The 26,337-nt window shown below is 68.7% G+C and carries 23 protein-coding genes; 13 read left to right on the top strand and 10 right to left on the bottom strand.

Annotation, left to right across the window (positions count from 1 at the left end; genetic code table 11):
- Window positions 1–168 precede the first annotated feature (168 nt).
- The 8 genes from RBB84_RS08955 (at window position 169) to RBB84_RS08920 (ending at window position 11,567) form a co-directional block, all read left to right on the top strand.
- Complete coding sequence (locus RBB84_RS08955) at window positions 169–1,626, top strand: MFS transporter (RefSeq protein WP_033097661.1); 1,458 nt, start codon at window positions 169–171, stop codon at window positions 1,624–1,626.
- Window positions 1,627–1,706: 80 nt separating this feature from the next.
- A complete protein-coding gene (locus tag RBB84_RS08950; RefSeq protein WP_082920939.1) occupies window positions 1,707–5,129 on the top strand; it encodes a BTAD domain-containing putative transcriptional regulator in 3,423 nt (1,140 codons plus the stop codon).
- Window positions 5,130–5,240: 111 nt separating this feature from the next.
- Window positions 5,241–6,629, top strand: coding sequence for an FAD-dependent oxidoreductase (locus tag RBB84_RS08945; protein ID WP_033097662.1), 1,389 nt, complete (start codon window positions 5,241–5,243; stop codon window positions 6,627–6,629).
- Window positions 6,630–6,676: 47 nt separating this feature from the next.
- Window positions 6,677–7,510: a DUF5602 domain-containing protein gene (locus tag RBB84_RS08940; RefSeq protein WP_033097663.1), complete on the top strand. Its 834-nt coding sequence runs from the start codon at window positions 6,677–6,679 to the stop codon at window positions 7,508–7,510.
- Window positions 7,511–7,557: 47 nt separating this feature from the next.
- Window positions 7,558–8,775 carry a dephospho-CoA kinase gene (gene coaE, locus RBB84_RS08935; protein ID WP_350247395.1) on the top strand — a complete coding sequence of 406 codons (1,218 nt, stop codon included), beginning with the start codon at window positions 7,558–7,560 and terminating at the stop codon, window positions 8,773–8,775.
- A 97-nt stretch (window positions 8,776–8,872) separates the two neighbouring features.
- Entirely contained in the window at window positions 8,873–10,015 is a 1,143-nt protein-coding gene (locus tag RBB84_RS08930) for an LLM class flavin-dependent oxidoreductase (protein ID WP_033097665.1), read from the top strand.
- The gene (locus RBB84_RS08925) at window positions 10,012–10,674 is read left to right on the top strand and encodes a CE1759 family FMN reductase (RefSeq protein WP_033097666.1); all 663 of its coding nucleotides are present in this window, start codon (window positions 10,012–10,014) and stop codon (window positions 10,672–10,674) included. Before RBB84_RS08930 ends, RBB84_RS08925 begins: the two co-directional genes overlap by 4 nt.
- A 203-nt stretch (window positions 10,675–10,877) precedes the next feature.
- Window positions 10,878–11,567, top strand: coding sequence for a TetR family transcriptional regulator (locus RBB84_RS08920; protein ID WP_033097667.1), 690 nt, complete (start codon window positions 10,878–10,880; stop codon window positions 11,565–11,567).
- A 26-nt stretch (window positions 11,568–11,593) separates the two neighbouring features.
- Here RBB84_RS08920 and RBB84_RS08915 read toward each other — a convergent pair whose 3' ends face one another.
- The 3 genes from RBB84_RS08915 to RBB84_RS08905 are packed head-to-tail and all read right to left on the bottom strand — an operon-like array spanning window position 11,594 to window position 12,419.
- Entirely contained in the window at window positions 11,594–11,890 is a 297-nt protein-coding gene (locus RBB84_RS08915) for a hypothetical protein (RefSeq protein ID WP_033097668.1), read from the bottom strand.
- Window positions 11,887–12,111, bottom strand: a complete 225-nt coding sequence (locus RBB84_RS08910; RefSeq protein ID WP_231911918.1) for a sigma factor-like helix-turn-helix DNA-binding protein — start codon at window positions 12,109–12,111, stop codon at window positions 11,887–11,889. The genes RBB84_RS08915 and RBB84_RS08910 overlap by 4 nt, the downstream gene beginning before the upstream one ends.
- Window positions 12,039–12,419 carry a sigma factor gene (locus RBB84_RS08905; RefSeq protein WP_231911919.1) on the bottom strand — a complete coding sequence of 127 codons (381 nt, stop codon included), beginning with the start codon at window positions 12,417–12,419 and terminating at the stop codon, window positions 12,039–12,041. Before RBB84_RS08905 ends, RBB84_RS08910 begins: the two co-directional genes overlap by 73 nt.
- A gap of 424 nt (window positions 12,420–12,843) precedes the next feature.
- On the opposite strand from RBB84_RS08905, the gene RBB84_RS08900 reads away from it, so the two are divergent.
- A complete protein-coding gene (locus RBB84_RS08900; RefSeq protein ID WP_006553993.1) occupies window positions 12,844–13,254 on the top strand; it encodes a response regulator transcription factor in 411 nt (136 codons plus the stop codon).
- 3 nt (window positions 13,255–13,257) lie between these two features.
- On the opposite strand, the gene RBB84_RS08895 is transcribed toward RBB84_RS08900, so the two are convergent.
- The 3 genes from RBB84_RS08895 to RBB84_RS08885 form a co-directional block, all read right to left on the bottom strand.
- A complete protein-coding gene (locus RBB84_RS08895) occupies window positions 13,258–13,389 on the bottom strand; it encodes a putative transporter small subunit (protein WP_006553992.1) in 132 nt (43 codons plus the stop codon).
- Window positions 13,386–15,158, bottom strand: coding sequence for a sodium:solute symporter family protein (locus RBB84_RS08890; protein WP_033097703.1), 1,773 nt, complete (start codon window positions 15,156–15,158; stop codon window positions 13,386–13,388). Before RBB84_RS08890 ends, RBB84_RS08895 begins: the two co-directional genes overlap by 4 nt.
- 462 nt (window positions 15,159–15,620) lie before the next feature.
- Entirely contained in the window at window positions 15,621–16,139 is a 519-nt protein-coding gene (locus tag RBB84_RS08885) for a DUF402 domain-containing protein (protein ID WP_033097704.1), read from the bottom strand.
- 69 nt (window positions 16,140–16,208) lie between these two features.
- On the opposite strand from RBB84_RS08885, the gene uvrB reads away from it, so the two are divergent.
- The 3 genes from uvrB to RBB84_RS08870 all read left to right on the top strand — a co-directional run bounded on the left by uvrB (window position 16,209) and on the right by RBB84_RS08870 (window position 19,895).
- Window positions 16,209–18,368 carry an excinuclease ABC subunit UvrB gene (gene uvrB / locus RBB84_RS08880; RefSeq protein ID WP_019289647.1) on the top strand — a complete coding sequence of 720 codons (2,160 nt, stop codon included), beginning with the start codon at window positions 16,209–16,211 and terminating at the stop codon, window positions 18,366–18,368.
- 45 nt (window positions 18,369–18,413) lie between these two features.
- Complete coding sequence (locus RBB84_RS08875; RefSeq protein ID WP_006553988.1) at window positions 18,414–19,286, top strand: hypothetical protein; 873 nt, start codon at window positions 18,414–18,416, stop codon at window positions 19,284–19,286.
- A 156-nt stretch (window positions 19,287–19,442) separates the two neighbouring features.
- Complete coding sequence (locus RBB84_RS08870) at window positions 19,443–19,895, top strand: universal stress protein (RefSeq protein WP_006553987.1); 453 nt, start codon at window positions 19,443–19,445, stop codon at window positions 19,893–19,895.
- Window positions 19,896–19,899: 4 nt separating this feature from the next.
- On the opposite strand, the gene RBB84_RS08865 is transcribed toward RBB84_RS08870, so the two are convergent.
- The 4 genes from RBB84_RS08865 to RBB84_RS08850 form a co-directional block, all read right to left on the bottom strand.
- Window positions 19,900–20,319: a DUF732 domain-containing protein gene (locus RBB84_RS08865; protein ID WP_033097705.1), complete on the bottom strand. Its 420-nt coding sequence runs from the start codon at window positions 20,317–20,319 to the stop codon at window positions 19,900–19,902.
- A gap of 111 nt (window positions 20,320–20,430) precedes the next feature.
- The gene (locus RBB84_RS08860; protein WP_167414255.1) at window positions 20,431–22,692 is read right to left on the bottom strand and encodes an ATP-binding domain-containing protein; all 2,262 of its coding nucleotides are present in this window, start codon (window positions 22,690–22,692) and stop codon (window positions 20,431–20,433) included.
- A gap of 230 nt (window positions 22,693–22,922) precedes the next feature.
- The gene (locus tag RBB84_RS08855; protein WP_024101156.1) at window positions 22,923–23,966 is read right to left on the bottom strand and encodes a DoxX family protein; all 1,044 of its coding nucleotides are present in this window, start codon (window positions 23,964–23,966) and stop codon (window positions 22,923–22,925) included.
- A 163-nt stretch (window positions 23,967–24,129) separates the two neighbouring features.
- Window positions 24,130–25,824: an alkaline phosphatase D family protein gene (locus RBB84_RS08850; protein ID WP_033097669.1), complete on the bottom strand. Its 1,695-nt coding sequence runs from the start codon at window positions 25,822–25,824 to the stop codon at window positions 24,130–24,132.
- 193 nt (window positions 25,825–26,017) lie between these two features.
- Between RBB84_RS08850 and RBB84_RS08845 the strand changes: the two genes are divergently transcribed.
- Window positions 26,018–26,269, top strand: a complete 252-nt coding sequence (locus RBB84_RS08845) for a hypothetical protein (protein ID WP_024101154.1) — start codon at window positions 26,018–26,020, stop codon at window positions 26,267–26,269.
- Window positions 26,270–26,337 lie beyond the last annotated feature (68 nt).

Here is a 26,337-nt window from a genome sequence, read left to right as displayed (position 1 = left end):
TTGCGACCGCCTCGTGACCCCGCCGTGATCGATGTGTGATCCCCGGAGCCCCTCTGAGGGGAGACGTCGACGGTTCTCTCGGCCGTCCAAGAAGTACACCCGGTTCGTCCCAAGCGACGCGGCGCACCGTGTCCGAGGTCCACACACCTCGACACGGAAGGATTCTCGATGACCACACCGACCCCTGCGAGAAGTACCGCGACGAAACGGATCACGCTGCTGGTCGTGTGCGTGACGACGGCGATGCTCATGCTCGACATCGCCGTCGTCAACACCGCACTGCCGTCGATCGCCGTCGACCTCGACGCGGGCGTCAGTTCACTGCAGTGGGTGATCGACGCCTACACCCTCGCCCTGGCCACAGCCGTCCTCGGCGCCGGGTCGTGGGCCGATCGTCGCGGCCGCCGCCAAGTGTTCGTCGTCGGCCTCGTCTGGTTCACGGGCGCCTCGCTCCTGTGCGCCCTCGCACCGACGATCTGGGTCCTCGATCTCGCCCGGGCAGTGCAAGGCATCGGTGGGGCGGTCCTGTTCGCCTGCTCGCTCGCCCTCCTCGCCGACGTCTTCGACCGAGGGCGGGCGTGGGCGTCGGCCCTGGCCGCCTACGGCGCGACCATCGGCGGCGCCTTCGCGGTCGGTCCGCTCGTCGGAGGTCTGCTCACCGAACTGCTGGACTGGCGCGCGATCTTCTTCGTCAACGTGCCGATCGGTCTCGTGACCCTGCTCCTGACCCTGCGCTGGGTGCCCGAATCGCGAGATCCCCGTCCGCGCGCCGCCGACGTGCCGGGGCAGCTCCTGGCCGCGGTGGGGCTGGCGGCGTTCGTGTTCGCCGTGCTGCGTGGCCAGGAGATCGGGTGGTCCGATGCGCAGGCCGTCATCGCCTTCGTGCTCGCTGTCGGTGCCCTCGTCGCCTTCGTCGCGCACGAGATGCGCACCGCCGAACCGATGCTGCCCCCGTACCTGCTCGCCAACCGGGCCTTCGTCGGAGCGCAGGTCGCGGCCTTCGCCATCTCGGCGTCGTTGTTCGCGGTATTCGTCTACACCACGCTGTATCTGCAGAACGTCCTGCTGCTGTCGCCGGTGCAGGCCGGGCTGGTGTACCTGCCCGCGACCGTCGCCATGTTCGTCGTCGCCGGTGCGACGGCGAAACTCGATCGTGTCGTCCCTGCGTGGGTCTCGTTGTCGTGCTCGCTGGCGCTCGTCGCCGTCGGGTTGCTCATGATGACGGTCGCCGAGGCGGACAGTTCGAAGTACGTCCTGCTGCCGGGACTCGTCGTGGCCTGCGCGGCCGCCGGCGTGTTCAACCCGGCGATGAGCGGGATCGTCCTCGGGGAGAGCACCGCGGCGCATTCCGGTCTCGCGGCCGGTATCAACGACGCTTTCCGTCAGACCGGCATCGCCGTCGGCGTCGCGGTGCTCGGGATGTTCCTGCCGGCCGAGTCGCTGTTGCCCGGCGGATCACCGCAGGACTTCGTGTCGGGCCTGCAGGGGGCGCTCGTGGCGGCGGCGTTCGTTGCGGCTCTCGGAACCTTGGTGTGTGCAGTCTGCCTGCGTCCCCGGCCGCAGACCGCACCGGTGTTCGGGGACGCCGAGAGCGACACGGTCGAACTCCCGGCCGTGACGGGATGAGAAGTCGCCGCGCACCCGGCGAAAACGTCCTTACACTGCAACGATCGCGTAGTTCGGCCGGGGTCGAGGGGGCTCACCACATGATGTACCGACTGCTCGGACCGCTGGAGGTGGTCCGGGTCGCGTCGACGGCCGATCCGGCGGTGCCCTCGTCGGAGTCGCAGGTCGATCTCGGGCCGCGCAAGCAGCGAGCGGTCCTCGCCGTCCTGCTGCTCAACCGGGGGCGGGTGGTCTCCACCGACCGGCTGATCGACGCCCTGTGGCAGGACGAAGCGCCTGCCAGTGCGATGGCGAGTATCCAGGCGTACATCTCCAATCTGCGCAGGGTGCTGCGAGGGGAGAGCGGTGCGGCCTCCCCGATCGTGCGCCAGCCGCCCGGCTATGTCCTCGATATCCCGGCCGAGTCGGTCGACCTGGCCCGCTTCCTCGACGACGCCGAGACCGCCCGTCGGCATGCCGAGAACGGGGAATGGGAGTTCGCACTCGACACCGCCGACCGTGCCCTCGACTCCGTGCGGGGGCATCTCCTCGAGGACCTGCGCGACGAACACTGGGTGGAGGTCGCGGCGGCATCCTTCGACGAGGTGCGCACCGAATGCCGCGAGACCCGGATCACCGCACTGCTCGCCCTCGGTCGCCTCGCGCCCGCTCTCGTCGACGCCACCGAACTGTGCAGCGAGTTCCCATTCCGCGACCGCACCTGCTGGCTGCGCATGCTCGCTCTGCACCGAGCGGGGCGTTCGTCGGAAGCACTCGAACAGTTCCGCGTCCACGAGACAAGGCTGGACACCGAGCTGGGGTTGCGGCCCGGCACCGAACTCACCGACTTGCAGGGCGCGATCCTCCGGCACGAACCGGGACTCGCCGCGTGGCCCCGAACCCCGGGATGGACGGGCGCGGAGGAGGTTCCGACACCGGCCGCGCCCACCATTCCCGCACCCACCCCGGCGCCGGGCCCCGGACGCATCTTCGTCGGACGCACCTCCGAGACCGGCGTCCTCGACCGCATGCTCGACGAGGTCCGCTCCGGCGCCACCCGCTGGGTCGTCCTCACCGGGCCCGCCGGTATCGGCAAGACCCGCCTCGCCGAGGAATGCGACGCCCGGACCGCCGCGATCGGCGGGAACACCGTGTGGGCGCGGTGTCTCGAGGACGACGGAGCACCCGCCTGGTGGCCGATCCGGCGCATCCTGCGCGAACTCGGCGTCGACGCCGACACCACCCTGATCCCGCCCACCGGAGTGGAGTCCGACGAAGCCCGCTTCGCGGTCTACGAACGGGTTCTGGGCGTCGTCGAAACGGCCGCGACGCAGACTCCCGTCTTCACCGTCGTGCTCGACGACATCCAGTGGGCCGACCCGACCTCTCTGCGTTGCCTGCTGTACCTCGTGGGAGCCCTGCACAAGCGGGGTGTCTGGATCGTGTGCACACTCCGCGACTCGGAGACGACCCCCGGCGTCCAGCGGTTCGTGGACGCCGTGCTGCACGGCGAGGGTAACCGGCACATCGACGTCCCGGCGCTCGCCGAACCCGAGGTCGCCGCCCTGGCCGGGCATGTGAGCGGCGCGCCGCTCGATTCCGACGAGGCGCGCCTGCTCGCCGAACGCACCGGCGGCAACCCGCTGTTCGTGTCCGAATACGCGCGACTTCCCCGGGACGAACGCCTCGACGGTGGGATCCCCATGGCGGTCCGGTCGGTCCTCGCGCGGCGGCTCGCCGCGGTGGAACCGGCCGTGCTGCAGGTGCTCCGGGTGGCCGCGGTCGTCGGCGACACCATCGAGATGGACATCCTCACCGGTGCGACGCGCCTCGATCCCGACACCCTCGCCGACTACCTCGACGACGCCGCCGACGAGCGCATCATCGTCGCCGATCCGGGACTGCGGGGGTACGCCTTCGCCCACGGATTGCTCCGCGACGAGGTCCTCGCGGCGATTCCCGCCCTCCGCCGCCAACGCATGCACGCACGCGTCGCGGAGGTCCTGGCAGACTCCTGCGACCCGGATCGTGCCGGCAGACGAGCCCGGCATCTCATGGCGGCACTGCCGCTCGTCGACGCTCGCGTCGTGCTCGACGCCTGCGTCATCGCCGCCCGCGAGGCCACCGAGAGATGGAACTCGGAGGAGGCGGCACGCTGGTGGGACGATGCCGTCCGGGCCTTCGACCTGCTGCCCGCCGCGGAACGATCCCCGGGCGATCGCGACGATCTGCTCGTCGCGCGTGTCGAGGCACTCGCCCGGGCGGGGCGCGGCCAGACCGTACTCGACGTCGTCGACGCGGGCCTGCTCGACGCGGTCCGGGACGGCCGAACGTCGACGGCCGGTCGCCTGGCCGCAGCGCTGCTGCGCGCAGCCGGTGCATGGCCGTGGGTGTCCTACGGCAAGGATCCGGGACCGGTCCTCGACCGCCTCGCCGCACTCGAACCGTTCGTCGCGGCCGACCGCGCGGCGCACGCACGGGTACTCGCGGCGCTCGCCGTGGGCAGTTGCTATCACCCCGATTCGTCCGTCCCCGACGGGATGAGCCGCACCGCGCTGGAGATCGCACGCGAACTCGCCGACCCGGACGTCGTCGCCGACGCCTTGCTGGGCCGCATCCTCCTCTACTCGGGGGTCGCGACACACAGCCGCGAATCCGCCCGGCTCACCGACGAACTCCTCGCACTGCCGCACCAGCAGGCCCGGTTCGACGAGGTGATCGCCCACGCCGTTGCGAGCATGACACTGACGAACCTCGGCGACGTCGACGCCGCGACGTCCCACGTCCGCCTGGGCATCGCCGGTTGCGATCTGCTGCGTCTGCCCGTGCTGCGCGTACAACTACGATGGATGGAAGCGACGCTTGCGGCATGGCACGGCGACTTCGCCGAGACCCGGCGCCACTACGACACCGCCACTCAGTTCCACCTGCAGACCGAGCTGTACACGGCGGGCAGCTCCGACCTCGCCACCAACACCCTCGAATGGGAGTACGGCACCCTCGCCGACGCGGATCCCGGCACCGTGGAACCGGATTCCTGGAGCATCGCGATCGCCGGCGCCCGTCGGGACACCGGGACGGTGATCCGCGACATCGAACAATGGGCGGCAAAAGGCGCACCCTTCACCTGGACGACCCTCGGGCATCGCACACTCATCGCGCGCGTCGTCGCCGACCTCGCCCTCGTCGACTACGCCGAGATGTTCCTCGAGCTCCTCGATCCGTTCACCGATCGCATCGCGACGGTGGGACAGGTCGGGGTGATCGGTTCGGTGGCGGAGGTCTGCGCACGCCTGCAGGCACTGCTCGGGCGCACCGACGACGCCGCGGCGCTGCTGGATCGGGCCGAGGACCTCGCGACCCGCACATCGAGCCCCCCGACGCTGATGCGGTGCCGGTTACTGCGCGCCCAACTGCGGCCGGACGCGCCCGAACGCAGCCGGGAGATCGCCGCGATCGCCGACGAAGCGGCCCACACCGGCATGCTCGGACTCGCCGCCTACGCCCGCTCGATCCCCACCTGACCGGTTCTTGGCGACCGCTTGGACGGCGGCCCGCGCCACCGCAAGAAGCCGCCAAGCCGGTCCCGGCACTCTTTTGTCGCACCCCATCCAGTGCGACGAAAGGAAGTGCACATGAACCAGCGGACGCCCACCGTCGGCACCGACCCCATCGACGCTCTCCGTACCGCGGTCACCGGATCGATCTCCCTTCCGGGCGAACCCGGCTACGACGTCGCAACCCCGTGGAACGTGGCGGTGCCAGTCCGTCCCCGCGCGGTGATCGCGGTCGAGAACGCCCTCGACGTCAGCGCCACCGTCCGGTTCGCGGGCGAACACGGCCTGAAGGTGGCCGTGCAGCGCACCGGTCACGGCGCCGTGCCGCTCGGCGACGATGTGCTGCTCGTGCACACCGGCCGCCTCACCGAATGCTCGATCGACCCCGACACCCGCACCGCCCGTCTCGGCGCCGGCCTGGTGTGGCAGCAGGTCGTCGACGCCGCCGCACCCCACGGCCTGGCCCCGCTCGCCGGATCGGCACCCCACGTCGGCGTGGCCGGTTTCCTCACCGGCGGGGGCATCGGCCCATTGGTCCGCACCTACGGACTCTCCTCCGACCACGTGCTGGCCTTCGATCTCGTCACCGGTGACGGAGACCTGCTCCGGGTGACTTCCGAACAGCACGCCGAACTGTTCTGGGGCCTGCGCGGCGGCAAGGCGACCCTCGGGATCGTCACCGCGGTGGAGATCGATCTCGTGCTCCTGCCGCACTTCTACGGTGGCGCGCTGTATTTCAACGGCGCCGACGCGGACGCGGTGGCGCACGCCTGGCTGGACCTGTGCGCTGGCCTGCCCGAGCACAGTTCGACCTCGCTGGCCTTCCTTCAACGGCCACCGCTGCCGGGAGTCCCGGAACCGCTGGCCGGTCGCGCCACCGTGGCCGTCCGTTTCGCGAGCGTCGCCGGCGAAGCCGAGTCCGAGGAGATCCTCGGCGCGCTGCGCACGGTCGCGACCCCGATCCTCGACGGCATCGGCACCCTGCCGTACACGGCACTGGGAGCAGTGCACGCCGACCCGGTCGACCCGATGCCCGTCCACGAACACAGTGCGCTGACACGCGAACTGACGCACGACGCGATCGACGTATTGCTCTCGGTGGCGGGACCTGGTTCCCACTCGCCGCAGACCATCATCGAGATGCGGCTCCTCGGCGGAGCGCTGGCACGTGAACCACGGCATCGCAGCGCCTTCTGCCACCGCGACGCCGCCTTCTCCCTCTTCGTCAGCGGCGTCCTCGCGCCACCCTCGGCCGACGTCGTCGTCGCGCACATCCAGGTCATCGATCGGGCACTGGCACCGTGGGCCACGGGCACGTCGCTGCCCAACTTCACCGCCACCTCGGATCCGGACCGCATCGCGCGGACCTACGACGACGACACCGCGCACTGGCTCGGCGCTCTCGCCGACGAGCACGACACCCACGGTGTGCTGCGCGTCGGGCAGGTCGTGCGCCGACCCCGATGAGACCGACACCTCCCACCGCGAACCCATCCACTCACGCAAGGCAGGCAATGCGCACTTCTCGATCGATCACCGCACTCGCCTTCTCCACCTGCACCGTTCTGACCCTCGCGGGTTGCAGCGACGGATCCGTCCCGACCGCCGAGGGTGCGGAGACGGCAGGGCACGACCATGGTGTCACCACCCTCTACGGGCCGGAAAGCGAACTGGGGGAGGGAATCTCCCGCGCATATATCGTCGTCGATCACGGCGGGAGACCGCGCGAGGTCGGTATCCGGATGTCGGAGTCCGTGCTCACCGGACTTCCCGAGGGTCCGGGCGCCGGCACGACGATGCTCATGCCGGATCTTCCCGCGGGTGCTCCGGACACCGGTTTAGACCACGTGATGCTGGGCTGGAACCCGAACGGGCACGACCCGGAGATCCTCTACGGCGCGCCCCATTTCGACATGCACTTCTACACGACGGACGCCGACCACGAGGTGGACCCGGCCGCACCTGATTTCGCGGCGCGCGCGGCGCGGCTCCCCGAACCCGAGTACGTTCCGGAGGGATACATCCCACCACCCGGTCCACCCGTCGAGAACACCGTGCCGTTCATGGGCATGCACTGGACAGACACCGCGGACGACGTGATCCCCGGCTCCTTCGAGTTCACCGAGGTGCTGCTCAACGGATCGTGGGACGGGGAGTTCATCTTCATCGAGCCGATGATGACGCGGGAGTGGTTGGCGACGAAGCCGTCCCTGCGGGAGATCGTGAAACAACCGTCGTCCTACCGGCGGACCGGCTACTACCCGACGGTGTACACCGTCGACTTCGACGAACAGGCGGGCGAGTATGTCGTCGCGCTGTCGGGGCTGACGATGCGCGAGGCCTCGTAGGGACCGCGAAGGTGCCTCGGTGACGTAGTGATGCGAGACTGGGCAACGTGCTGCGAATGGGGTTGACCGGAGGAATCGGCGCGGGCAAGTCGACCGTCGCCAAGGAGCTCGTCGAACTCGGGGCGGTGATCGTCGACTCCGATGTCGTCGCCCGGGAGATCGTCGCTCCCGGCTCCGAGGGCCTCGCCGAGCTCGTGGACGCCTTCGGTGAGGACATCCTGCAGCCCGACGGCACCCTCGTCCGTCCTGCCCTCGCCGCGAAGGCGTTCGCCAGCGAGGACGCGCGCGCGGTTCTCAACGCCATCACCCATCCCCGGGTCGGGCGCCGTACCGCCGAGCTGGTCGCCGCTGCGCCCGACGACGCGGTGGTCGTGCAGGATATCCCGTTGCTCGTCGAGGGCGGGATGACGCTGGCCTTCCACCTCGTCGCCGTCGTGCACGCCGACGAGGCGGAGCGGATCCGGCGTCTCGTCGAACTGCGCGGCATGCCCGAGGCGGACGCCCGCGCGCGGATCGCGGCGCAGGCGACGGAGGAACAGCGACGCGAGGTCGCCGACGTGTGGCTCGACAACACCGGTGATCAGCAGGTGCTGGTCGAGCAGGTCCGGACGCTGTGGAACGATCGCCTGGTGCCGTTCGAGAGAAATCTGCGCACCGGTGTGGTGGTCGAGGCGGATCCGGTTCTCGTGCCCGCGCGCGAGGAATGGCATCGGCAGGCGCAGCGGCTCGTCGCCCGGCTGGCCCTCGCAGCCGGGGGCGCGGCGAAGCGTATCGACCACGTGGGCTCCACCGCGGTGCCCGGTCTGGCCGGCGTCGACGTCATCGACCTGCAGATCACCGTCGGCGATCTCGCGGCAGCCGATGCGCTCGCACCCGCCTTGGCTGCTGCGGGCTTCCCGCGCATCGACGATGTGGTGACCGACGATCCGAAACCGTCCTACGGGGCCGGGGGAGAGACCGACCCGGCGGTGTGGGAGATGCGGTTGCACGGCAGCGCCGATCCCGGCCGTCCGGCGCGGGTGGCGGTCCGGGTGGACGGCTGGCCCGCCCAGCAGTTCGCGTTGCTACTGCGCGACTGGCTGTCCGCGGTCGACACCGCGAAGCGCGAGTACGCCGACCTCAAGGCCGATGCCGCAGTCGGGGCGTCGCAGAAGACGGATCGTGCCGAGGCGGCGGCCACCTACGCAGCGCTCAAGGCGCCGTGGTTCGACCGGGCGCATCACCGCGCGTGGGAGTGGGCCGAGAGCACCGGCTGGTCGGCCTAGGGGGTCCGGATCCCGGGCGGAGACCCGCCCGGGAATCTTCCGGGCGACCCGCCCGTTAGAATAGTTGACAGTTCAACTACTTGACGGAGGTTCGACCGTGCAGTTCGGCATCTTCACCATCGGCGACGTCACGCGCGACCCCACGACGGGCCGGGTCCCCACCGAACATGAGCGCATCGTCGCGATGACGAAGATCGCGCTGAAGGCCGAGGAGGTGGGCCTGGACGTCTTCGCGTCCGGCGAGCACCACAATCCCCCCTTCGTCCCGTCCTCGCCGACGACGATGCTCGGCTGGATCGCCGCGAGGACCGAGAAGCTCATCCTCTCGACCGCGACCACCCTCATCACCACCAACGACCCGGTGAAGATCGCCGAGGACTTCGCGATGCTCCAGCACCTGTCCGGCGGCCGCGTCGACCTCATGATGGGACGCGGGAACACCGGACCGGTCTACCCGTGGTTCGGCAAGGACATCCGGCAGGGCATCCCGCTCGCCATCGAGAACTACCACCTGCTGCGACGGCTCTGGCGCGAACGCATCGTCGACTGGGAGGGCAAGTTCCGCACACCGCTGCACGGCTACACCTCCACCCCGTGGCCGCTCGACGACACCCCGCCCTTCGTCTGGCACGGTTCCATCCGTTCGTCCGAGATCGCGGAACAGGCCGCCTTCTACGGCGACGGCTTCTTCCACAACAACATCTTCTGGAACAAGGAACACATCCAGCAGATGATCGCTCTCTACCGGCAGCGGTTCGAGCAGTACGGTCACGGTGCCGCAGACCAGGCCGTCGTCGGGCTCGGTGGCCAGGTGTTCATGGCGGAGACCGAGGCCGAGGCGAAACGGATCTTCCGTCCCTATTTCGACAACGCCCCCGTCTACGGCCACGGCCCGTCGCTCGAGGATTTCTCGACGATGACACCGCTGACCGTCGGCACACCCGAGCAGGTCGTCGAACGCACGCTCGGTTTCGCCGACTACGCCGGCGACTATCAGCGTCAGCTGTTCCTCATGGACCACGCCGGCCTGCCGCTCGACGTCGTGCTCGAGCAGATCGAGATCCTCGGCCGGGAGGTCGTGCCGGTACTGCGAGCGGAATTCGAACGCCGCCGCCCTGCCCACGTGCCGTCCGACCCGCCCACACACAGCACGCTCGCCGCGCAGGGAGCCGACTCGGCGCACCGTCAGGTGATCCCGGCCCGCGTCGACCTCGTGCCGGAAGAGGCGGACGCCCGATGACCCGCCGTATCGTCGTCGTCAGCGGTGGCCTCGCCGAGCCGTCCACCACCCGTCTGCTCGCCGACCGCATCGCCGAGGCCACTCGTGTCGCGGTCGGCACGCGCGGAGACGACGCGGAAACCGAGGTCATCGAATTACGCAGCCTCGCGATGGATCTGGCCACCACCTTCACCGCCGGTGTCCCTACCGCAGCGGTCGCACGAGCCCGTGAACAACTCGCGACTGCCGACGGCCTGATCGCGGTGAGCCCGGTCTTCGCCGCCGGTTACTCGGGTCTGTTCAAGATGTTCTTCGACGCGCTCGATCCGGACACGCTCACCGGTGTGCCCACGTTGCTCGCCGTGACCGCGGGTAGCGCCCGACACTCACTGGTCCTCGACCATGCGATGCGGCCGCTGCTGAGCTATCTGCGTGCGCTCGTCGTGCCCACCGGCGTCTTCGCCACCACCGACGACTTCGGAACAGGCGAGGCCGCCACGGCACTGAAGGGGCGGATCGGCAGGGCGGCGGACGAACTCGCCGAGCAGATCACCCGCAGCACGGGATCACCCCGCGGGTTCTCGGACGCCGTGCCCGCCGGACGGCCGCGCGTGTCGGGAAACGCGGTCCGCACGGACGGGCCGTCCTTCCGGGAACTGCTCGGACGTCACCTGGGGTGAGCCCCGACGTCGCGGACCGGTTCGGTCGTCCGCCGGCGGATGCGCGCTGAGCAGGTTCGCGGCGAGAGCGAAGCTCGGCCGCCGGGCCGTTCGCCCGGTGCAGCCCGCCGAGAACGAATCGGCGACTTGCCGTTCCCTGAAGCCACACCTATAGTTCCTTAAGTTATGGGGTCTAACTCAAGGTGACCGGAGGAACGAGCGGGGTGGCCGGCGTCCGCAGACGTGTACGCAAGATCGACATGGAGGACATCATCCGTGTCGGTCGAGCGATCGGGCTGCGCCAGTTGAGCCTCAACGCTGTCGCCGCGGAACTCGGCGTCTCCACAACGGCGCTGTACCGCCACGTGGACGGTCGCTGGGGACTCGAACTCGTCGTGGGGGAGAGTCTGCTCGGCGATCTCGTTCTGCATGACGATTCGGAGCACGACATCGAACGGCACCTGCTGTCGTTCGGTCTGCAGCTACGCGCGTTCGTCCTTGCCCATGCGGGCCTGGGAACCTACATGCAGACCCTCTTCCCGCGTGGGGAAGCGGGGCAGCGGCTGATGGTGAGCGAGGTCGAGGCTCTCGTGCGCCGCGGGTACACACCCGACGTCGCGGTCGCACTGGCGAGTGCGGTGGCGAGCACCGCGATCAACTTCGCGGTCGCCGAGGAAGCGCAGCTCGCGCGTATCTCGGGGCTCCGACAGCAACGCGACGACGTCGCCGAACGGCTGAGCACCGACGAACGCTTGGGTGAGGCCCATCGCGACCTTCCGGAATTCGACCACGAAGGATTCTCGACGATGGTCCTCACGGCGACGATCCGAGGTCTACTGGCGGTCGGTCCGGTCGGGCGACCACTGCACGAGGTGGTCGCCGATCTCGGATCGACCGGGATGGGACTGCGATGATGCGGGCCGGATCTCTGCAGGGCCGGCTACCTCGAGTCGGGATCGGTTGCGTCGACGACGAATTCCGGCTTCGGCAGCTCGTCGTTGCCGTGATCATCGAGTTGTTCGATCGGCAGGTCGTCGATGGCGGGGTGCTCGATATCGTTCTCATCGATTCCCTCGACGGGAACCAGTTCGGTTCCGATGCGAGGGGTGAGGGGATCGGTGGCGATATGGAGCACCCGACGCCAGGCGTCCTCGGGTAGTTCGGGAATCCGGTCCATCGGATCGAGTCCCAGCGATTCCCTTGACGGGGGCAACGAAATCGGTTCGCTCTGCGTCATTGCTCATCCTTCCGGGTTGTCCTCGGCGGTTCGGTGCCCTCCGTGTCGGCGGACCCGACCGTCGGTCGGAGGGCAACCTCTTCGGCGCCGAGCAGTGCCGGACTCAGTAGATCGGCGAGTTGCATACGGGCACGCCTGATCCGGCTCTTCACCGTCTGCACACCCACGCCCTGGTGCGTTGCGATCTCGGCGTAACCGAGCTGCGCATACTCACGCAACACGATGACAACCCGAAACTGTTCGGGGAGAAGGAGAAAAGCTCGCCGGACCACATCACCGTCGACCACGCTCTCGGCGAGAGGCGTTTCCCCGGAGACGTATTCGCCCCGAGCCGTTCGTCGAGGACCTCACCACGTCGCGTCCGCACGACAGCGAGCGCCGCATTGCTCGCGATGTGATACAACCACGTTCCGGATGCTGCTGTGCCACGGAATCTGCCGAGATTCTGCCACGCCGCGATCAGCGCATCCTGCAGTGCATCCTCGGCGTCGTGCCGGTTTCCTGTGATCCGGACGCAGACCGCCCACACGCCTTCCCGTGACGGTGCGACGAGCTCGGCGAACGCTGCCCGATCGCCTGCCCGTCACCGCTCGATCAACTCGGCTTCGTCCATCGAGCCCCCTCGCCATCCCGAGCAGTCACATTGCCCCACATGCGCATTCGAGACTCGGCTCGACGGGCGGCGGAGTTACGAACGTTTCGCGGCCCGAAGTGGTCGACGCCGTCGGGGGCAGCGTCGACCACCCGTCGACAATACCGCGAGATCAGTTCTCGCCCAAGCCTATCTCCTCGGAGCGGACGAACTTCACGTACTGGGTGGCCAAGCGCTGTGACATCGTACGAAGCGAGTCGTTCTCGGGAGCCTCGTTCCCCACCGGCCGCAGCCCGAGAGTTCGGCCACGTACCGCTCGTGGACCATCGACCGTCTCCGCGAGCGCAGCCTCGAAGTCCCGGTGCTCGTGCTCACGACCTTCGACGACGACGAACTCGTGCTCGCGGCCCTACGTGCCGGAGCCCGGGGAAATCTCCTCGAGGACGTCACGCTCGAGCAACTCGCCCGTGCGGTACGGACCCTCGAGGAGGGTGGCACGCTCGTCGCCCCCTCGATCACCGACCGGTTGCTGCGCGCGATCCGCTCCGCTCCACAGCCCGACGACACCCCGGTCGTGCAGGAGTTGACCGAACGTGAACTCGAGGTGCTGCGGTTGATGGCCGAGGGCTTCGGCAACCGCATGATCGCCGACGTGCTGTTCCTGGCCGAGGGCACCGTGAAGAACCACGTGTCGTCGATCCTGCTCGAGCTCGGCGCCCGGGACCGCACGAATGCGGTCCTCCGAGCCGTGCGGGAGGGAATCCTGCGGTGACGGTCAGATCAGATCCTCGCCGTCCCGTCGGGCCTGCAGCCACTCCTTGAAGAACCCGCGGCAGAGCGCCGCCAGAACACCGGCGACGAGTACGGGCCAGATCAGGACGTAGACGGTCAGTGCGAGCGTGCTCATCGGTTCTCCTTCTCCGGAGTGGTCGCCGCGGCGTCCGTCTCGGACCCAGGGGTTTTCGCCGAGGCAGGGACGTTCGCCGAGGCAGGGGCGTTCGGGGAGTCAGGGTCGGTTTCGGGTGTCACGTCGTCCGCAGCCACGTCGAAGTCACCGACACGCTGCGCGATGACCTCGAAGTCGAAGTTCTCGTCGGAGTTCACGGACATCGCCCAGCACACGACCGTGCTGACCGCGTAGGCGACGAGCGAGGCGCTGAGCACGGCGTAGTCGTGGACCGAGCCGAGCGCGAAGGGCGCCACGACCCCCGCGGCGACGACACCGATGACGCGTGCGGCCCGGAGTCCGAAGAAGCCGAATGCCATCAGACCCGCGATCACGCCGACACCGACGACCGATGCGATGTCCACCGTCCAGGCGAGCACCCCGTCCATCGGGAACCACCCGAAACGCACCGGCAGGAACGCTGCCAGGGCGACGAGCACCGACGTCGTGAACGCCTTGTTGGTGACCTTGTGCCAGTAGAAGCTCGCGATGACGGGGAAGACCAGCGCACCCCAGAGCGCGCCGACGAACACGAGCAGGTCGAGGATGCTCAATCTCATGCTCGCGAACGCCACGGCGGCTGCGGTCGCGACGACCATCGTGGCGCGCCCGATGAAGAGCATCCGCTTGGGATCGGCATTGCGGGTGCCGCCGGCGATGTTCTGGCCGTAGATGTCGGCCATGACGATCGACGACAACGCCGACAGGTCGGAATCGGCCGTGGACGACAGCGCACCGATGATCATGACGAAGAACACGACGACCAGAGCCGTGGGCAGGAAGGACGCCACCATCTGCGGCACGATGTTGTTGACATCGCCGTCCATCGGGTCGATGCCCAGGTACAGCGCGAGCACACCGAACATGCCGACGCCGATGACGGTGGCGCCGTAGCCGATCGTCGCGGTGACGAAGGTGGGCTTGATGAGATCCTCCCGCACCGCGAACAGGCGCTGCGCGATCGTCTGGTTGCCGATGGCGTACGCGAGCACGGCGGCGATGTACGGCGCGCCCTGGTTCAGGAAGGCATCGCTGGAGAAGAAGTCGCTCTGCTGGTCGGTGAGGTTCCCGGAACCACCGTCGAACGCGTCGGGGAAGCCGGTGATGAAGAAGACCGCCGGGATGATGACAACGACCGCACCGAGCATCGCCACGACCTGCATGAAGTCGGTGAGCACGGACGCTCGGAAGCCGGACCACAGGGTGTAGAGCAGCACACCGGCGGCGATGAAGACGACACCCTGGACGAAGCCGAACGGCGAGATCAGCGAGATGAGCACACCGCCGGCGATGAAGTTGGACATCAGGCTGATGAGGCTGCCGACGAGATTCGAACCGGCCAGCATGAGCTGGCTCGACCGCCCGTGCCGGGCGAACATGACCTCGGCGAGGGTGTGTGCTTTCGGGGCGACCGCGCGGATGCGCTTCCCGAAGGGGTAGATGAACAGGATCATCAACGCGCCCCACAGCCCGTAGTGGATCGGGCCGGAGATGCCGTAGGTGTATCCGGAGGTCGCCGAGGCGTACAGCGAGGACGCCCAGATCCAGGTGGCGGTCATGCTGGCCGCCGACACCCCGAAACCGACCTTGTTGCCAGCGGTCATGTAGCCGTCGGCGTTCTCGTCCTTCTTCCCGATTCGGGCGGAGACGAGAAGCGTTCCGCCGTAGAAGATTACGAGCAGGGCAACGATCGTCGCGGCGCTGAACTGAACGAGCTCGGTGCCGTTCACTGCGACCTCCTTCGTGTTCGCGTCACGTCCGCGGTCGTCGGAGCGCAGTGGAACGCAGGGCGCGCTGCACGCGTCCTGTCTGTCGGTTCCGCTGCGGCGTCGGTCCGATCCACCGCCGGACGGTGGGCATGCGTCGGGCGCCCGATCGGCCACGGGCCGGCGGGCGCGGCATACCGCTCCAGCAGGGCACGCCCGGATCCGGGCGTGTGCCGACGAAGTGATCGGCGGTGTTCTCGTCGGCGCTCGTGGGCTGCACGGGCGCGCGCCGCCGGCGCGAGGGGTGTCCTCGGTCGGGTGATGTGCACGCGGAGGGGCGATCCGGGCCGGCCCCGATGGTCGCCTTCTCGGTGCACTGCTTCGCCGGCCGGGGCAGATTACCATGTCCTTTGCGGCAGTAACTTTTTCGCTTCTGCGCCCCCGCTGTCTGCGCAGGTGACGGCACCTGCGCAGCGGTGGTGCGCGTCAGCGCCAGGAGACGGGCGCGCCCCGCTCCCGCAGCCACGCGTCGAGGTCGTGGCCGTGCGCGGCGATGCCGTCCACCGCCCGCAGTGCCGTGTCGATCGCCGTCTCGGCCGCCGCCGCGTCGATCATCCCGGCGGTGACCGCGACCACCAGTTCGTCGATGTCCTCGACCGTCGTGTCGCGGCCCGTGCGGACGATCAGGTCGAGATAGTGGTCGCGGGAGTACCAGACGTCGCCCTCGCGCCGAAACTCACCGACGTCGACGTAGCGGTCCTGGTCGCGTTCGTTGCCCGGCGTGAAATGGAAGATCGAGGCCCGCAGACGCAGGTCCGGCAGCAACCACGATTCGAGATAGTGGAACTGCGGGTGGTCGGACGATCGCGCCATGTACAGCCCCCACTCCTCGACGCGGTACTCGTCGACCGCCCGCGCGAAGCCCTTGGGGTCGATGTTGGTCTTCGTGGCGACGTCGAAGATCTCGGTCTTCACGGGATGCGGGGTCGCGGACACGGGATGCACGCTAGCGTGCGAACCGCGCCGCACGCAGGACCGCGATGCGTGTCGGTGGGAGCGCTTACTCTGGATTCCATGGCGTTCGCAAGTGAGCATCCCGTCGTCGCACACTCCGAGTTCCGGCCGGTGGGTGAGATCGAGCGCACCGAGGCCCGTTTCGAGGTCGTCAGCGAGTACGAACCGGCCGGCGATCAGCCGGCCGCCATCGACGAGCTCGAGCGCCGGCTGAGGGCGGGGGAGAAGGACGTCGTCCTGCTCGGTGCCACCGGTACCGGCAAGTCCGCCACCACCGCGTGGCTCATCGAACGCGTCCAGCGACCCACCCTCGTGATGGCGCCCAACAAGACTCTGGCCGCGCAGCTCGCCAACGAGCTGCGAGACATGTTGCCCAACAACGCAGTCGAGTACTTCGTCTCGTACTACGATTACTACCAGCCCGAGGCGTACATCGCGCAGACCGACACCTACATCGAGAAGGACTCGTCGATCAACGACGACGTCGAGCGGCTGCGGCACTCCGCCACCTCGTCGCTGCTGTCCCGCCGCGACGTCGTGGTGGTCGCGTCCGTCTCGTGCATCTACGGTCTCGGTACCCCGCAGTCCTATCTCGACCGGTCCATCCAGCTCGAGGTCGGTGTGGAGGTGCCGCGTGACGCGCTGCTGCGCCTGCTCGTCGACGTCCAGTACGCCCGCAACGACATGGCGTTCACCCGCGGATCGTTCCGCGTCAAGGGCGACACCGTCGACATCATCCCCGCCTACGAGGAACTCGCCGTGCGGATCGAGTTCTTCGGCGACGAGATCGACGCGCTGTACTACCTGCACCCGCTCACCGGCGACGTCGTGCGCAAGGTCGACTCCCTGCGCATCTTCCCGGCCACCCACTACGTCGCCGGTCCCGAGCGCATGGAACGCGCCGTCGCGAGCATCGAGGCCGAGCTCGAGGAGCGCCTGGCCGATCTGGAGAACCGCGGCAAGCTGCTCGAGGCGCAGCGTCTGCGCATGCGCACCCAGTACGACATCGAGATGATCCGGCAGGTCGGCTTCTGCTCCGGCATCGAGAACTACTCCCGCCACATCGACGGACGACCCGCCGGGTCCGCGCCGGCGACGCTCATCGACTACTTCCCGGAGGACTTCCTACTGGTCATCGACGAGTCGCACGTCACCGTGCCGCAGATCGGCGCGATGTACGAGGGCGACATGTCGCGCAAGCGCAACCTCGTCGACTTCGGTTTCCGTCTCCCGTCGGCGGTCGACAACCGGCCACTGACCTGGGAGGAGTTCGCCGCCCGCATCGGGCAGACGGTCTACCTGTCGGCCACCCCCGGCCCGTACGAGCTCGGACAGACCGGCGGCGAGTTCGTCGAGCAGGTCATCCGCCCCACCGGCCTCGTCGACCCGCAGGTCGTCGTCAAGCCCACCAAGGGGCAGATCGACGATCTCGTGCACGAGATCCGCGAACGTGCCGAGCGCGACGAACGCGTCCTCGTCACCACCCTCACCAAGAAGATGGCCGAGGACCTCACCGACTACCTGCTCGAACTCGGTATCCGGGTGCGCTATCTGCACTCCGACATCGACACCCTGCGCCGCGTCGAACTGCTGCGACAACTGCGCCTGGGCGAATACGACGTGCTCGTCGGCATCAACCTGCTCCGCGAGGGTCTCGACCTCCCCGAGGTGTCGTTGGTGGCGATCCTCGACGCCGACAAGGAAGGCTTCCTACGGTCGACGACCTCGCTGATCCAGACCATCGGCCGCGCGGCCCGCAACGTCTCGGGCGAAGTGCACATGTACGCCGACAAGATCACCGACTCGATGGCGCGGGCCATCGAGGAGACCGAACGGCGGCGCGAGAAGCAGATCGCCTACAACACCGAACACGGTCTCGATCCGAAACCGCTGCGCAAGAAGATCGCCGACATCCTCGACCAGGTCTATCAGGAGGCCGAGGACACCGAGGCCGTCGAGGTGGGCGGCTCCGGCCGCAACGCTTCGCGTGGTCGCCGAGCCCAGGGCGAGTCCGGACGGGCCGTCAGCTCCGGTGTGGTGGAAGGTCGCGACACCTCGACGATGCCGCGCGCCGAGCTCGCCGATCTCGTGCAGCAGCTCACCGACCAGATGATGCAGGCCGCCCGCGACCTGCAGTTCGAGTTGGCCGCACGGCTTCGCGACGAGATCTCCGATCTGAAGAAGGAACTGCGCGGGATGGACGCCGCGGGTCTGAAGTAGTCGCCCGGCCCGATCGGCGCCGGCGACTCGGTAGGGTCCACTCCCATGGATCCCTCTTCCGCCGGGCGTGCTGCCCGCGCACTCGAGCTGCTGCACTCGGTCGTCTACTTCGCGCCGGACATCGCGGGTGAACTCGCCGCGCTCGGTGTCGACGGACCGGCTGCGCAGTACTTCGGTGGACGCGCGGCACCCCTGGGTGCCGTCGGCCCCGGGGTCGTGACCGCGACGTTCTGCAGCTTCTCGCCCCGCCTGGTGGCATCGGCCGTCCCGGCAGTGTGGGAGACGGCCGAGCCGGCCACGATCATCGCGGCGCGGTTGCGGGCTTTGGACGCACTCCATCGACGGGTCCTCGGGCAGGACGTACTCGGCTCCGCGGAGATGAACGAGGCGGCGGACCTCGCGGCCACCGCGGCGCGGGCGATTCCCGGCCCGGACGGTCGCCCGCTCTACGCCGCCTACGCCGATCTGCCCTGGCCCGAGGAGGCGCACCTGCGCCTGTGGCACGCCCTGACCCTGCTGCGCGAGTATCGCGGCGACGGTCATATCGCGGCCCTGCAGACGGCAGGGCTTTCGGGGCTCGATGCGCTCGTCACCCACACGGCGACCGGTATCGGGTTCGCCACTGATCCGGCCCGGAAGCTGCGGGGCTGGTCGCGGGACGAGTGGGCGGACGCCGAGAAGGGATTGCGCGGGCGCGGCCTGCTCGACAAGCGCGGCGAGCTCACCGGTGAGGGCTTCGAGGTCCGCGAACTCGTCGAGGATCTCACCGACGACCTGGCGGTCGCGCCGTGGACTGCGCTCGGTGAGGAGGGGGTGGAACGTTTGCTCGACCTCGCGTTGCCGTGGCGCGACGCCTTCGTCGACGCCGAGGTATTCCCTGCCGGCCTGTTCGGCCCGCGTTACGGTGACGCGCGGTAACATCAAACCTGATTGTGGGATGAGACCCAAACCTCCCACCCGGGCCGCCCATCCCGCTACTGTCGACGCAGCGTATGGCGGGGGAGCGTGCGTGTCCTCCGTCGACGACGGCATCGGCGGCCCGCGTCGATGGACCACACACTCGATGGAGGATGAATGAGCGCCTACCGGACCATAGTCGTCGGAACCGATGGTTCCGAATCGTCGTATCGGGCCGTGGAGAAGGCAGCTGCTCTGGCCGGCGACGCGGGCGCCCAACTGGTGATCGCCTGCGCCTACTACCCGGCCGACCCCAAGGACACCGCACAGGCCGCCGACGCGCTGCGCGACGAGGCGTACCAGGTCACCGGCTCGGCACCGACCTACGAGATCCTGCGCACCGCACGGGAGAAGGCAACCGTCGCCGGCGCCCGCAAGATCACCGAGCGGCCCATCGTCGGTGCACCTGTCGAATCGCTCCTCACGCTCGTCGAGGAGGTCGAAGCCGATCTCATCGTCATCGGCAATCGCGGCCTCAACACGCTGACCGGGCGGCTGCTCGGCTCCGTCCCCTCGGACGTCGCCCGCAAGGCCCTGTGCGACGTGCTGGTAGTGCACACGGTCCGCTGACGGATCAGCAGTACTCCTCGCGGGCGGTTTCGAGATAGCGCGCGGCGGCGTCGTCCGCCGACATGCGCGAACCCGAGGCGCCCGCGGCGTAGGCGGCGATCGGCCGGAGCGTGACGAGGACGTCGTGCTCCGGCACGCCCGCGCGCAACTGGTCGCACACCCCTCGCACCACCGCAAGCACCGTGTCGTCCGTGACGTCGGCGACCAGACCGGACGCCTCCAGTGCCTCCTTCACCCGCAGAAAACGCGCGTCGGGCGGCGTCGACGAGGTAGGGGATACCGACGTCGTGGACGTCGTGGCCTGCGCCTCGTCCTGGGTCGGCGTGACCGATCCGCACGCGGCGGAGACGAAGAACCCGCTCAGCGCCGCGATCGCAGCGCACCCCGCTCGACGTATCCGGTGGTGCGCTGCCCGATAGGCCACGTGTTCGTTCCCTCCGCGGATGATCCGTCCCATCTCCTTGCCCCGAAGGACGGTACCGTCCGGTGGCCGGTCCCGGGGTCCGCTCGGCGGTGTCGGCCGAACCGTGTCGGTTCAGCAGCGTGTCGGTCCGGCGATACCGGCCAGCACCTCCGGCAACGCCTCCGAGTGCACCACCCCGAGACGCTGGGTGGCGCGGGTCAATGCCACGTACAGGTCGTTCATCCCGCGTGAGGAATCGGTGAGAATCTCCGCAGGTTCGACGAGCAGCACCGCGTCGAACTCGAGTCCCTTGACCTCCTTGACGGTCGCGACCGTGACCGACTCGGACGCGAGGTGCTCCCACGCACCCACGAGTCGCGCCGGGGCGAGCACGGCAGTCGTACCCGGGCCGGTCTCCGCCTCGAGAGCTGCCTGCACGGTGGCGAGCACCGCGTCCGCCTCGACGTGCTGCGACCACGGCTCGAAACCGGACTCGCGCACCGACTGCGGCGGCACCTGGTCGGGATCGATCTCCGCGAGCACCGCGTGCGCGATCCGCATGATCTCCGCCGGCGTGCGGTAGTTGACCGTCAGTTCGGTCTTCTTCCACCGGTTCGCGACATACGGTTCGAGAATCTGCTGCCACGACTCGGTTCCCGCCGGATCCCCGGTCTGCGCGGTGTCGCCCACCAGGGTCATCCAGCGATTCGGGATGCGGCGCATGATCGTTCGCCACGCCATCGCCGACAACTCCTGCGCCTCGTCGACGATCACATGACCGTACGTCCAGGTGCGATCGCCGGCCGCCCGCTCCGCCGTGGTCTCGTGACGACGGTGGTTCTGCCGTTCGGCGAGCTGGGTGGCGTCGATCAGGTCGTACGCCATGAGCAGTTCGGGATCGAGGTCGTCCTCGAGATCCTGCGGTGCCGAACCGGTGAGGATGTCGAGTGCGCCCTGCGCGTCGGCGATCTGCTTGCGCCAGCGCCGCTTCGCGCGTTCGCGTTCGGCGGCGTCGTCCACCCCGAGCAGTTCGGCGAGCTCGTCGAGCAGTGGAGCGTCGGCGGCGCTGAAGTGTCCCGATGCATCGGGACGGTGCAGCGCATCGATCTGCTCGTCGGTCAGGGCCGGAGCCGCCGACGCGATCCGGTCGCGGGAGGCCAGCAGATCCGAGAGCACCTGCTGCGGGGACAGTTCCGGCCACAGCGCGTCGATCGCACCGACGATGTCGGGATCCGAACGCATCTCGGACCGGATGTCGTGGATGTCCTCCCGGCTCAACAGGTTCGCGCCACCGAGCGGGTTCGATCCGATGATCCCGGCCAACTGGTCGGCGAGGGCATCGATCACACCGTTCACGAAGATCGGCCGGGCCAGGTTGTGCGGCCGACGGGACGACCGGGCGCGACCCCGCGCACGGGTCACGATCGTGCGGTCGAGGGTGAGCGCGTAGGTGTCGAAACTCAGCTGCACGGGGGATCGGGGCACCTCCTGCCGGTCGCGGACCGCCTTCTCGAGCACCTTCACCATGTCCAGGGAGCCCTTCAGTTCGCCGGCCATCGGATCGTCCTCGATCGTCGGCGTGACCCCCGGATACAGATCCCCGACCGTCGACAGCAGCACGCCGGTCTCACCGAGCGAGGGCAGCACCTGACCGATGTAGTCGAGGAAGCGGCTGTTCGGACCCACGATCAGCACGCCGCTCTTGGCCAGTTGCTTGCGGTAGGTGTAGAGCAGGTAGGCCGCGCGGTGCAGCGCGACCGCGGTCTTGCCGGTGCCCGGACCGCCCTGGACGACGAGCACACTGCGATGCTCGGACCGGATGACCGCGTCCTGCTCGGCCTGGATCGTCGCCACGATGTCGTGCATCTGCCCGGTACGCGCGGCGTTCAGAGCGGCGAGCAGCGCCGATTCTCCGGCCACGCCACCGGCCGGTGGGGTGTCGGCGTGCTCGAGCGCGGCGTCGAGGTCGAGGTACTCGTCGTGCAGTGCGGTGACGGAGCGGCCGCGGCTGCGGATGTGGCGGCGCAGCACGACACCGTCCGGAGCGGCGGGGGTCGCGAGGTAGAACGGGCGGGCCTGGGGTGCGCGCCAGTCGAGCAGCAGCGACTCGTAGTCGTTGTCCTCGTCGAGGATGCCGAGGCGGCCGATGTAGCGGGTCTCCGCGCCGTCCTCCGTCACGGGGCCGGAGGTGTCCGTCCCGTCGTCCCTCACATCGATGCGGCCGAAGCACAAGCCGTGCTCGGCGGCGTCGTACTTCGCGATGTCCTCGGTGTACATGTGGGTGTACGACTCGCGTTCGCTGCGCGCCTGGGGGGTGCCTCCGGTCTCGCGCAGCACGCGGGCCAGCCGGGTCTTCGCGTAGTCGCGCAGACCGTCGAGATGCGTGTAGAGCATCGCCACGTAGGCCTGCTCGCGATCGAGCTCCGGATGGGACGCGCCATCAACCGGCACAGGGACTCCTCGGGGATAGACAGGACGAGATCGCTCGCCGCCGCAGGGGTGACGCGTCGACGAAAGTGCCCGAGAAGTCTAGTCGCCGCAGGAGGAAAACGGGCAGAAAGCCTGATCACAGCAGTGCGGGCGTGCGATGCCCTCGCACGCCCGCACCACGGTGCCGTACCGGACTACTTCTTCTTCTCGATGCTCTTCTCGAGCGCCTTCAGGTTCTTCGCGAGCTTCTTCTCCGCCTTCGTGCCCTGCTTGCGCGCGGCCTCGGCACGCAGACGGGCCTTCTCCGCGGCGACGTGAGCCCGAGCGTTCAGGATCGCGGACTGCTCCTCGGCGAGCTTCGCCCATTCCGAGCTGCGATCGACCGTGGTGTCCCACAGCTTCGAGCCACGCTTGCGGGCGACGTCGGCGAGCTCAGGGGTGCGCTCGCGCGCCAGCCCGAGCAGTTCGGTGCCGCGTTCACGGGCGCCCTCGGCGAGTTCGGGGGCGCGCTCACGCGCGACACCGAGGATCTCGGCGCTGCGATCGCGCGCCCGTTCGGTCAGCACCGGGCCGCGGTCGCGGGCGACCTCGAGCAGTCCGCTGCTCCGCTCGCGTGCGGCCTCTGCGAGTTCGGGTGCACGTTCCTTGGCGATCTCGAGGATGTGTCCACCCTGCTCGCCGGCTTCCTCCGTCAGCGTCTTGACCCGCTCGGCGACGGTGTGCAGCGTTTCGGCCGTGTGACCGTCCGAGGAATGGCCCGGCAGTGCAGCGGCCACCGACTTCTGCGCGGCACGCGCGGCGCGACGGCTCCGCCAGCCCAGCGACGGCTTGCCCTCGGTGTCCACGGCGGCGATGAGCAGACCGCCGATCAGGCTCACGTTCTTGATGAGCTGGGTGCGCTGCTGGGCGCGGGCCTCGGGGTCCTCGACGTTCCAGAAGTCATGGCCCGCGACGGTCGTCGGCACGAGGCTGCCGATCAGCGCGAGAGCGGACAGACGAGGTGCTTTCCCGAGAGCGAACAGGGTCCCGGCGCCGATCTGCACTGCGGCGTTGATCTGGACGAGAGTCTCGGGATTGCTGGGAAGCCGGTCGGTGATCGACGCCGGCAAGGCGTTCACAGCCTGATCGAGCCCGGGCTGCGCGGCACCTGCTTTCGGCTCGGGCTTCCGCAGGGCGTCGATACCCCCGGCGATGAAGATGGACGCGAGCATGGGCCGCGCAATTCTCCGGACGAGCATGTGGTTCCTCCCGTGGTCGGCTGTGTTTCCAAACCCTGACACAGGTACCCCAAGCGTCACGGGAATATGCACGAAGCAGGGCCGAAGGGTATGAAACGATATTTCGGGCCATACGGAAACTCGAAAAAAACCCGAATTTCGTCGTCGACGAGCGCCCCCGACATCACCTCGACGGCCGACTCGCCGCGCGGGACGTCGGAATCTCAGGCGGCCGATCCTCAGTAGTGAGCGGCAGATCCGTGACGGTCTCGAACAGGTGCGGACCCGAGGCGGTGTCGACGCTGCGCTCGATGGTCAGGTGCGCGACGCGTCCTCGCGTCCGCAGGGTGGCGATCTGGTTCCCGAAGCTCGGACCTGCCATCTTCGACCACGAGAACGACGTCTCGGGAACGGCCGTCACCGGACCGAGCAGCAACCGCACGACGCGCTCCGCCTTGCGTCCCCATGCGGCGCGGAAGGCGACCCGGACAGCTGCGGGGACGTGGTTGTGCAGGGGCGAACAAGTCAGTTGGTACACCGTGCCGGCGGTCGGCGTCGCGAATCGGACGCGGGCGGCGTAGGCATGGTGCACGTCGCCCGAAAGGACACAGATTGTCGCGGGCGCGCAGCCGGATGTTTCGGCGCGACGCCCGGCAGCGACATCCAGCAACAAACGGGCGAGTCGCTCGAACGAATCGCGGAAGGCCGCCCAGTGTTCGAGATCGGCGGCGCGCCGGAGCTTCTCGGCCCACCGCGCCCATCGGTCACCGCGTACACCGGACGCGAGCTTCTCGTCCCACGCCTCGAGGTCGTGCATCGTGCGGGGGAGGAGCCACGGCAGCGACGTGCCGATCAGGAGGTGGTCGTAGTCGCCGTCGGTCTGCTCCTCGATCCAGTCGAACTCCGGATCGGACACCATGTCGCGCCGGTCGGGCGCGAGCACCCGCCCGCACCGCGAATCGATCACCAGCAGACGCACCGGTCCGAAATCGCGGCGATACGACCATCGCACTCCCGGACTGCCGTCGGCTTCCTCGTCGGCGCCGGACGCGAACGCACGCAAGATCGGTTCGGCGTCCCCGGCACAGTTCCGCACCCGGTCGTAGAGCGGGTCCTCGTCCAGCTCCGAGGGAGCGAGGTTACCGAGATGCTGATAGATCCAGTACGACGCCAACGCCCCGACGATGCGTTCCTCCCACCACGCGGAGGCCTCCATCTCCCTGCGCCACGAATAGGAGGTGTTCCAGTCGTCGTGCACGTCGTGATCGTCGAAGATCATCGAGGTCGGCACGTTCGACAACAGCCATCGGACGTTGTCCTCGGACCACGACCGGCTGTACAGCCAGGTGTACTCCTCGAAGTCGCGTACCTGGGCTCCGGGCGGTTCCGACAGATCGTGACGCTCACCGACCCGTCGCTTCATCTCCTCCGACAGCTCGTCGGCGTAGACCTGATCTCCCAGCAGCAACAGCGCGTCGGGCCATTCGTCGACCGGTAGGGAACGCATGCGCTGCGCGTAGGCGACGAGAGCGTCCTTTCCGAGGACGGCTGTCGGTTCCGCGCTCTCCGAGGCCACCCGGCACGACCCGAAGGCGAGCACTAAATCCTCGGGGTCGTCTTCCGCGGTCCTGATCAGCGGCGATGCAACACCGACGGGTGGCCACACGACCCGGCCGTCGAGATCCACCTCGTAGGGCGTCACCGATCCGGGTTCGAGGTCTCGGACGGTGACGAGCGCGTAATGGTGCCCCGCGACGGTCCACGTGTGTTCGGAACTGCCGAGCACATGCACCGTGCACGGCTCGGACGTCTCCACCCAGATCGTGGCGTCCGTATCGCCGATGTGCCTGAGCACCGGCCCCAGTACGAGATCCGCCACAGTGTCAGGCCTCCGTGCTCGTGCGAGCTCGTCCGGTTTTCGAGCGTACTCGCGGCAGTGGAGCACAGGAGGATTCCGGCGAACTCCGATCCTCGTTCGGCCTCCGCGCCTCTGCGACGGGGCGCACGCTGGAACGGACGCAGCACAAGCGGCCCGCTCGGGTCGTTGCCGCGTGCTGGAAGGGGGCCCGGACATGACCGACGCGGAGAATCCGACCCGCTGGGATCGGCTCGACGACGAAGAGAAACGGCAGGCGAGGGAGAAGGCCGAGGAGATCGACCGCATGTACGAACCGGGAGCGCGGCCGACCACGGTCGTGCCGGGCACGAACGGGATGGTCTCGGGAACGGCCTTCGCAGATATGGCGGGCGAGCGCTCGAGGGACGAGCCTGCCGGAGCGGGCAAGGGCGAAGGGTCGGCCGACAGGGACGGTGCCCCCGACTAGACGTCGTGCGAGCACGCTCGGGTGTCACAGATCCGGCCGTCGCAGGCTAGGCCTCGTACCGAGTGCCG

The organism is Rhodococcus sp. D-6, from assembly GCF_040256695.1.
Lineage (GTDB): Bacteria > Actinomycetota > Actinomycetes > Mycobacteriales > Mycobacteriaceae > Rhodococcus > Rhodococcus pyridinivorans.
The sequence above is the reverse complement of the archived record's forward strand: the minus strand, read 5'-3'. Positions and strand labels throughout refer to the sequence as shown.

Bases quoted from the DNA above. Each gene is read 5' to 3' on its own strand.
- RBB84_RS08955 (WP_033097661.1), top strand. From the start codon at position 169: ATGACCACACCGACCCCTGCGAGAAGTACCGCGACGAAACGGATCACG.
- RBB84_RS08950 (WP_082920939.1), top strand. From the start codon at position 1,707: ATGATGTACCGACTGCTCGGACCGCTGGAGGTGGTCCGGGTCGCGTCG.
- RBB84_RS08945 (WP_033097662.1), top strand. From the start codon at position 5,241: ATGAACCAGCGGACGCCCACCGTCGGCACCGACCCCATCGACGCTCTC.
- RBB84_RS08940 (WP_033097663.1), top strand. From the start codon at position 6,677: ATGCGCACTTCTCGATCGATCACCGCACTCGCCTTCTCCACCTGCACC.
- RBB84_RS08925 (WP_033097666.1), top strand. From the start codon at position 10,012: ATGACCCGCCGTATCGTCGTCGTCAGCGGTGGCCTCGCCGAGCCGTCC.
- RBB84_RS08915 (WP_033097668.1), bottom strand. From the start codon at position 11,890: ATGACGCAGAGCGAACCGATTTCGTTGCCCCCGTCAAGGGAATCGCTG.
- RBB84_RS08895 (WP_006553992.1), bottom strand. From the start codon at position 13,389: ATGAGCACGCTCGCACTGACCGTCTACGTCCTGATCTGGCCCGTACTC.
- uvrB (WP_019289647.1), top strand. From the start codon at position 16,209: ATGGCGTTCGCAAGTGAGCATCCCGTCGTCGCACACTCCGAGTTCCGG.
- RBB84_RS08875 (WP_006553988.1), top strand. From the start codon at position 18,414: ATGGATCCCTCTTCCGCCGGGCGTGCTGCCCGCGCACTCGAGCTGCTG.
- RBB84_RS08870 (WP_006553987.1), top strand. From the start codon at position 19,443: ATGAGCGCCTACCGGACCATAGTCGTCGGAACCGATGGTTCCGAATCG.
- RBB84_RS08860 (WP_167414255.1), bottom strand. From the start codon at position 22,692: ATGCTCTACACGCATCTCGACGGTCTGCGCGACTACGCGAAGACCCGG.
- RBB84_RS08855 (WP_024101156.1), bottom strand. From the start codon at position 23,966: ATGCTCGTCCGGAGAATTGCGCGGCCCATGCTCGCGTCCATCTTCATC.
- RBB84_RS08845 (WP_024101154.1), top strand. From the start codon at position 26,018: ATGACCGACGCGGAGAATCCGACCCGCTGGGATCGGCTCGACGACGAA.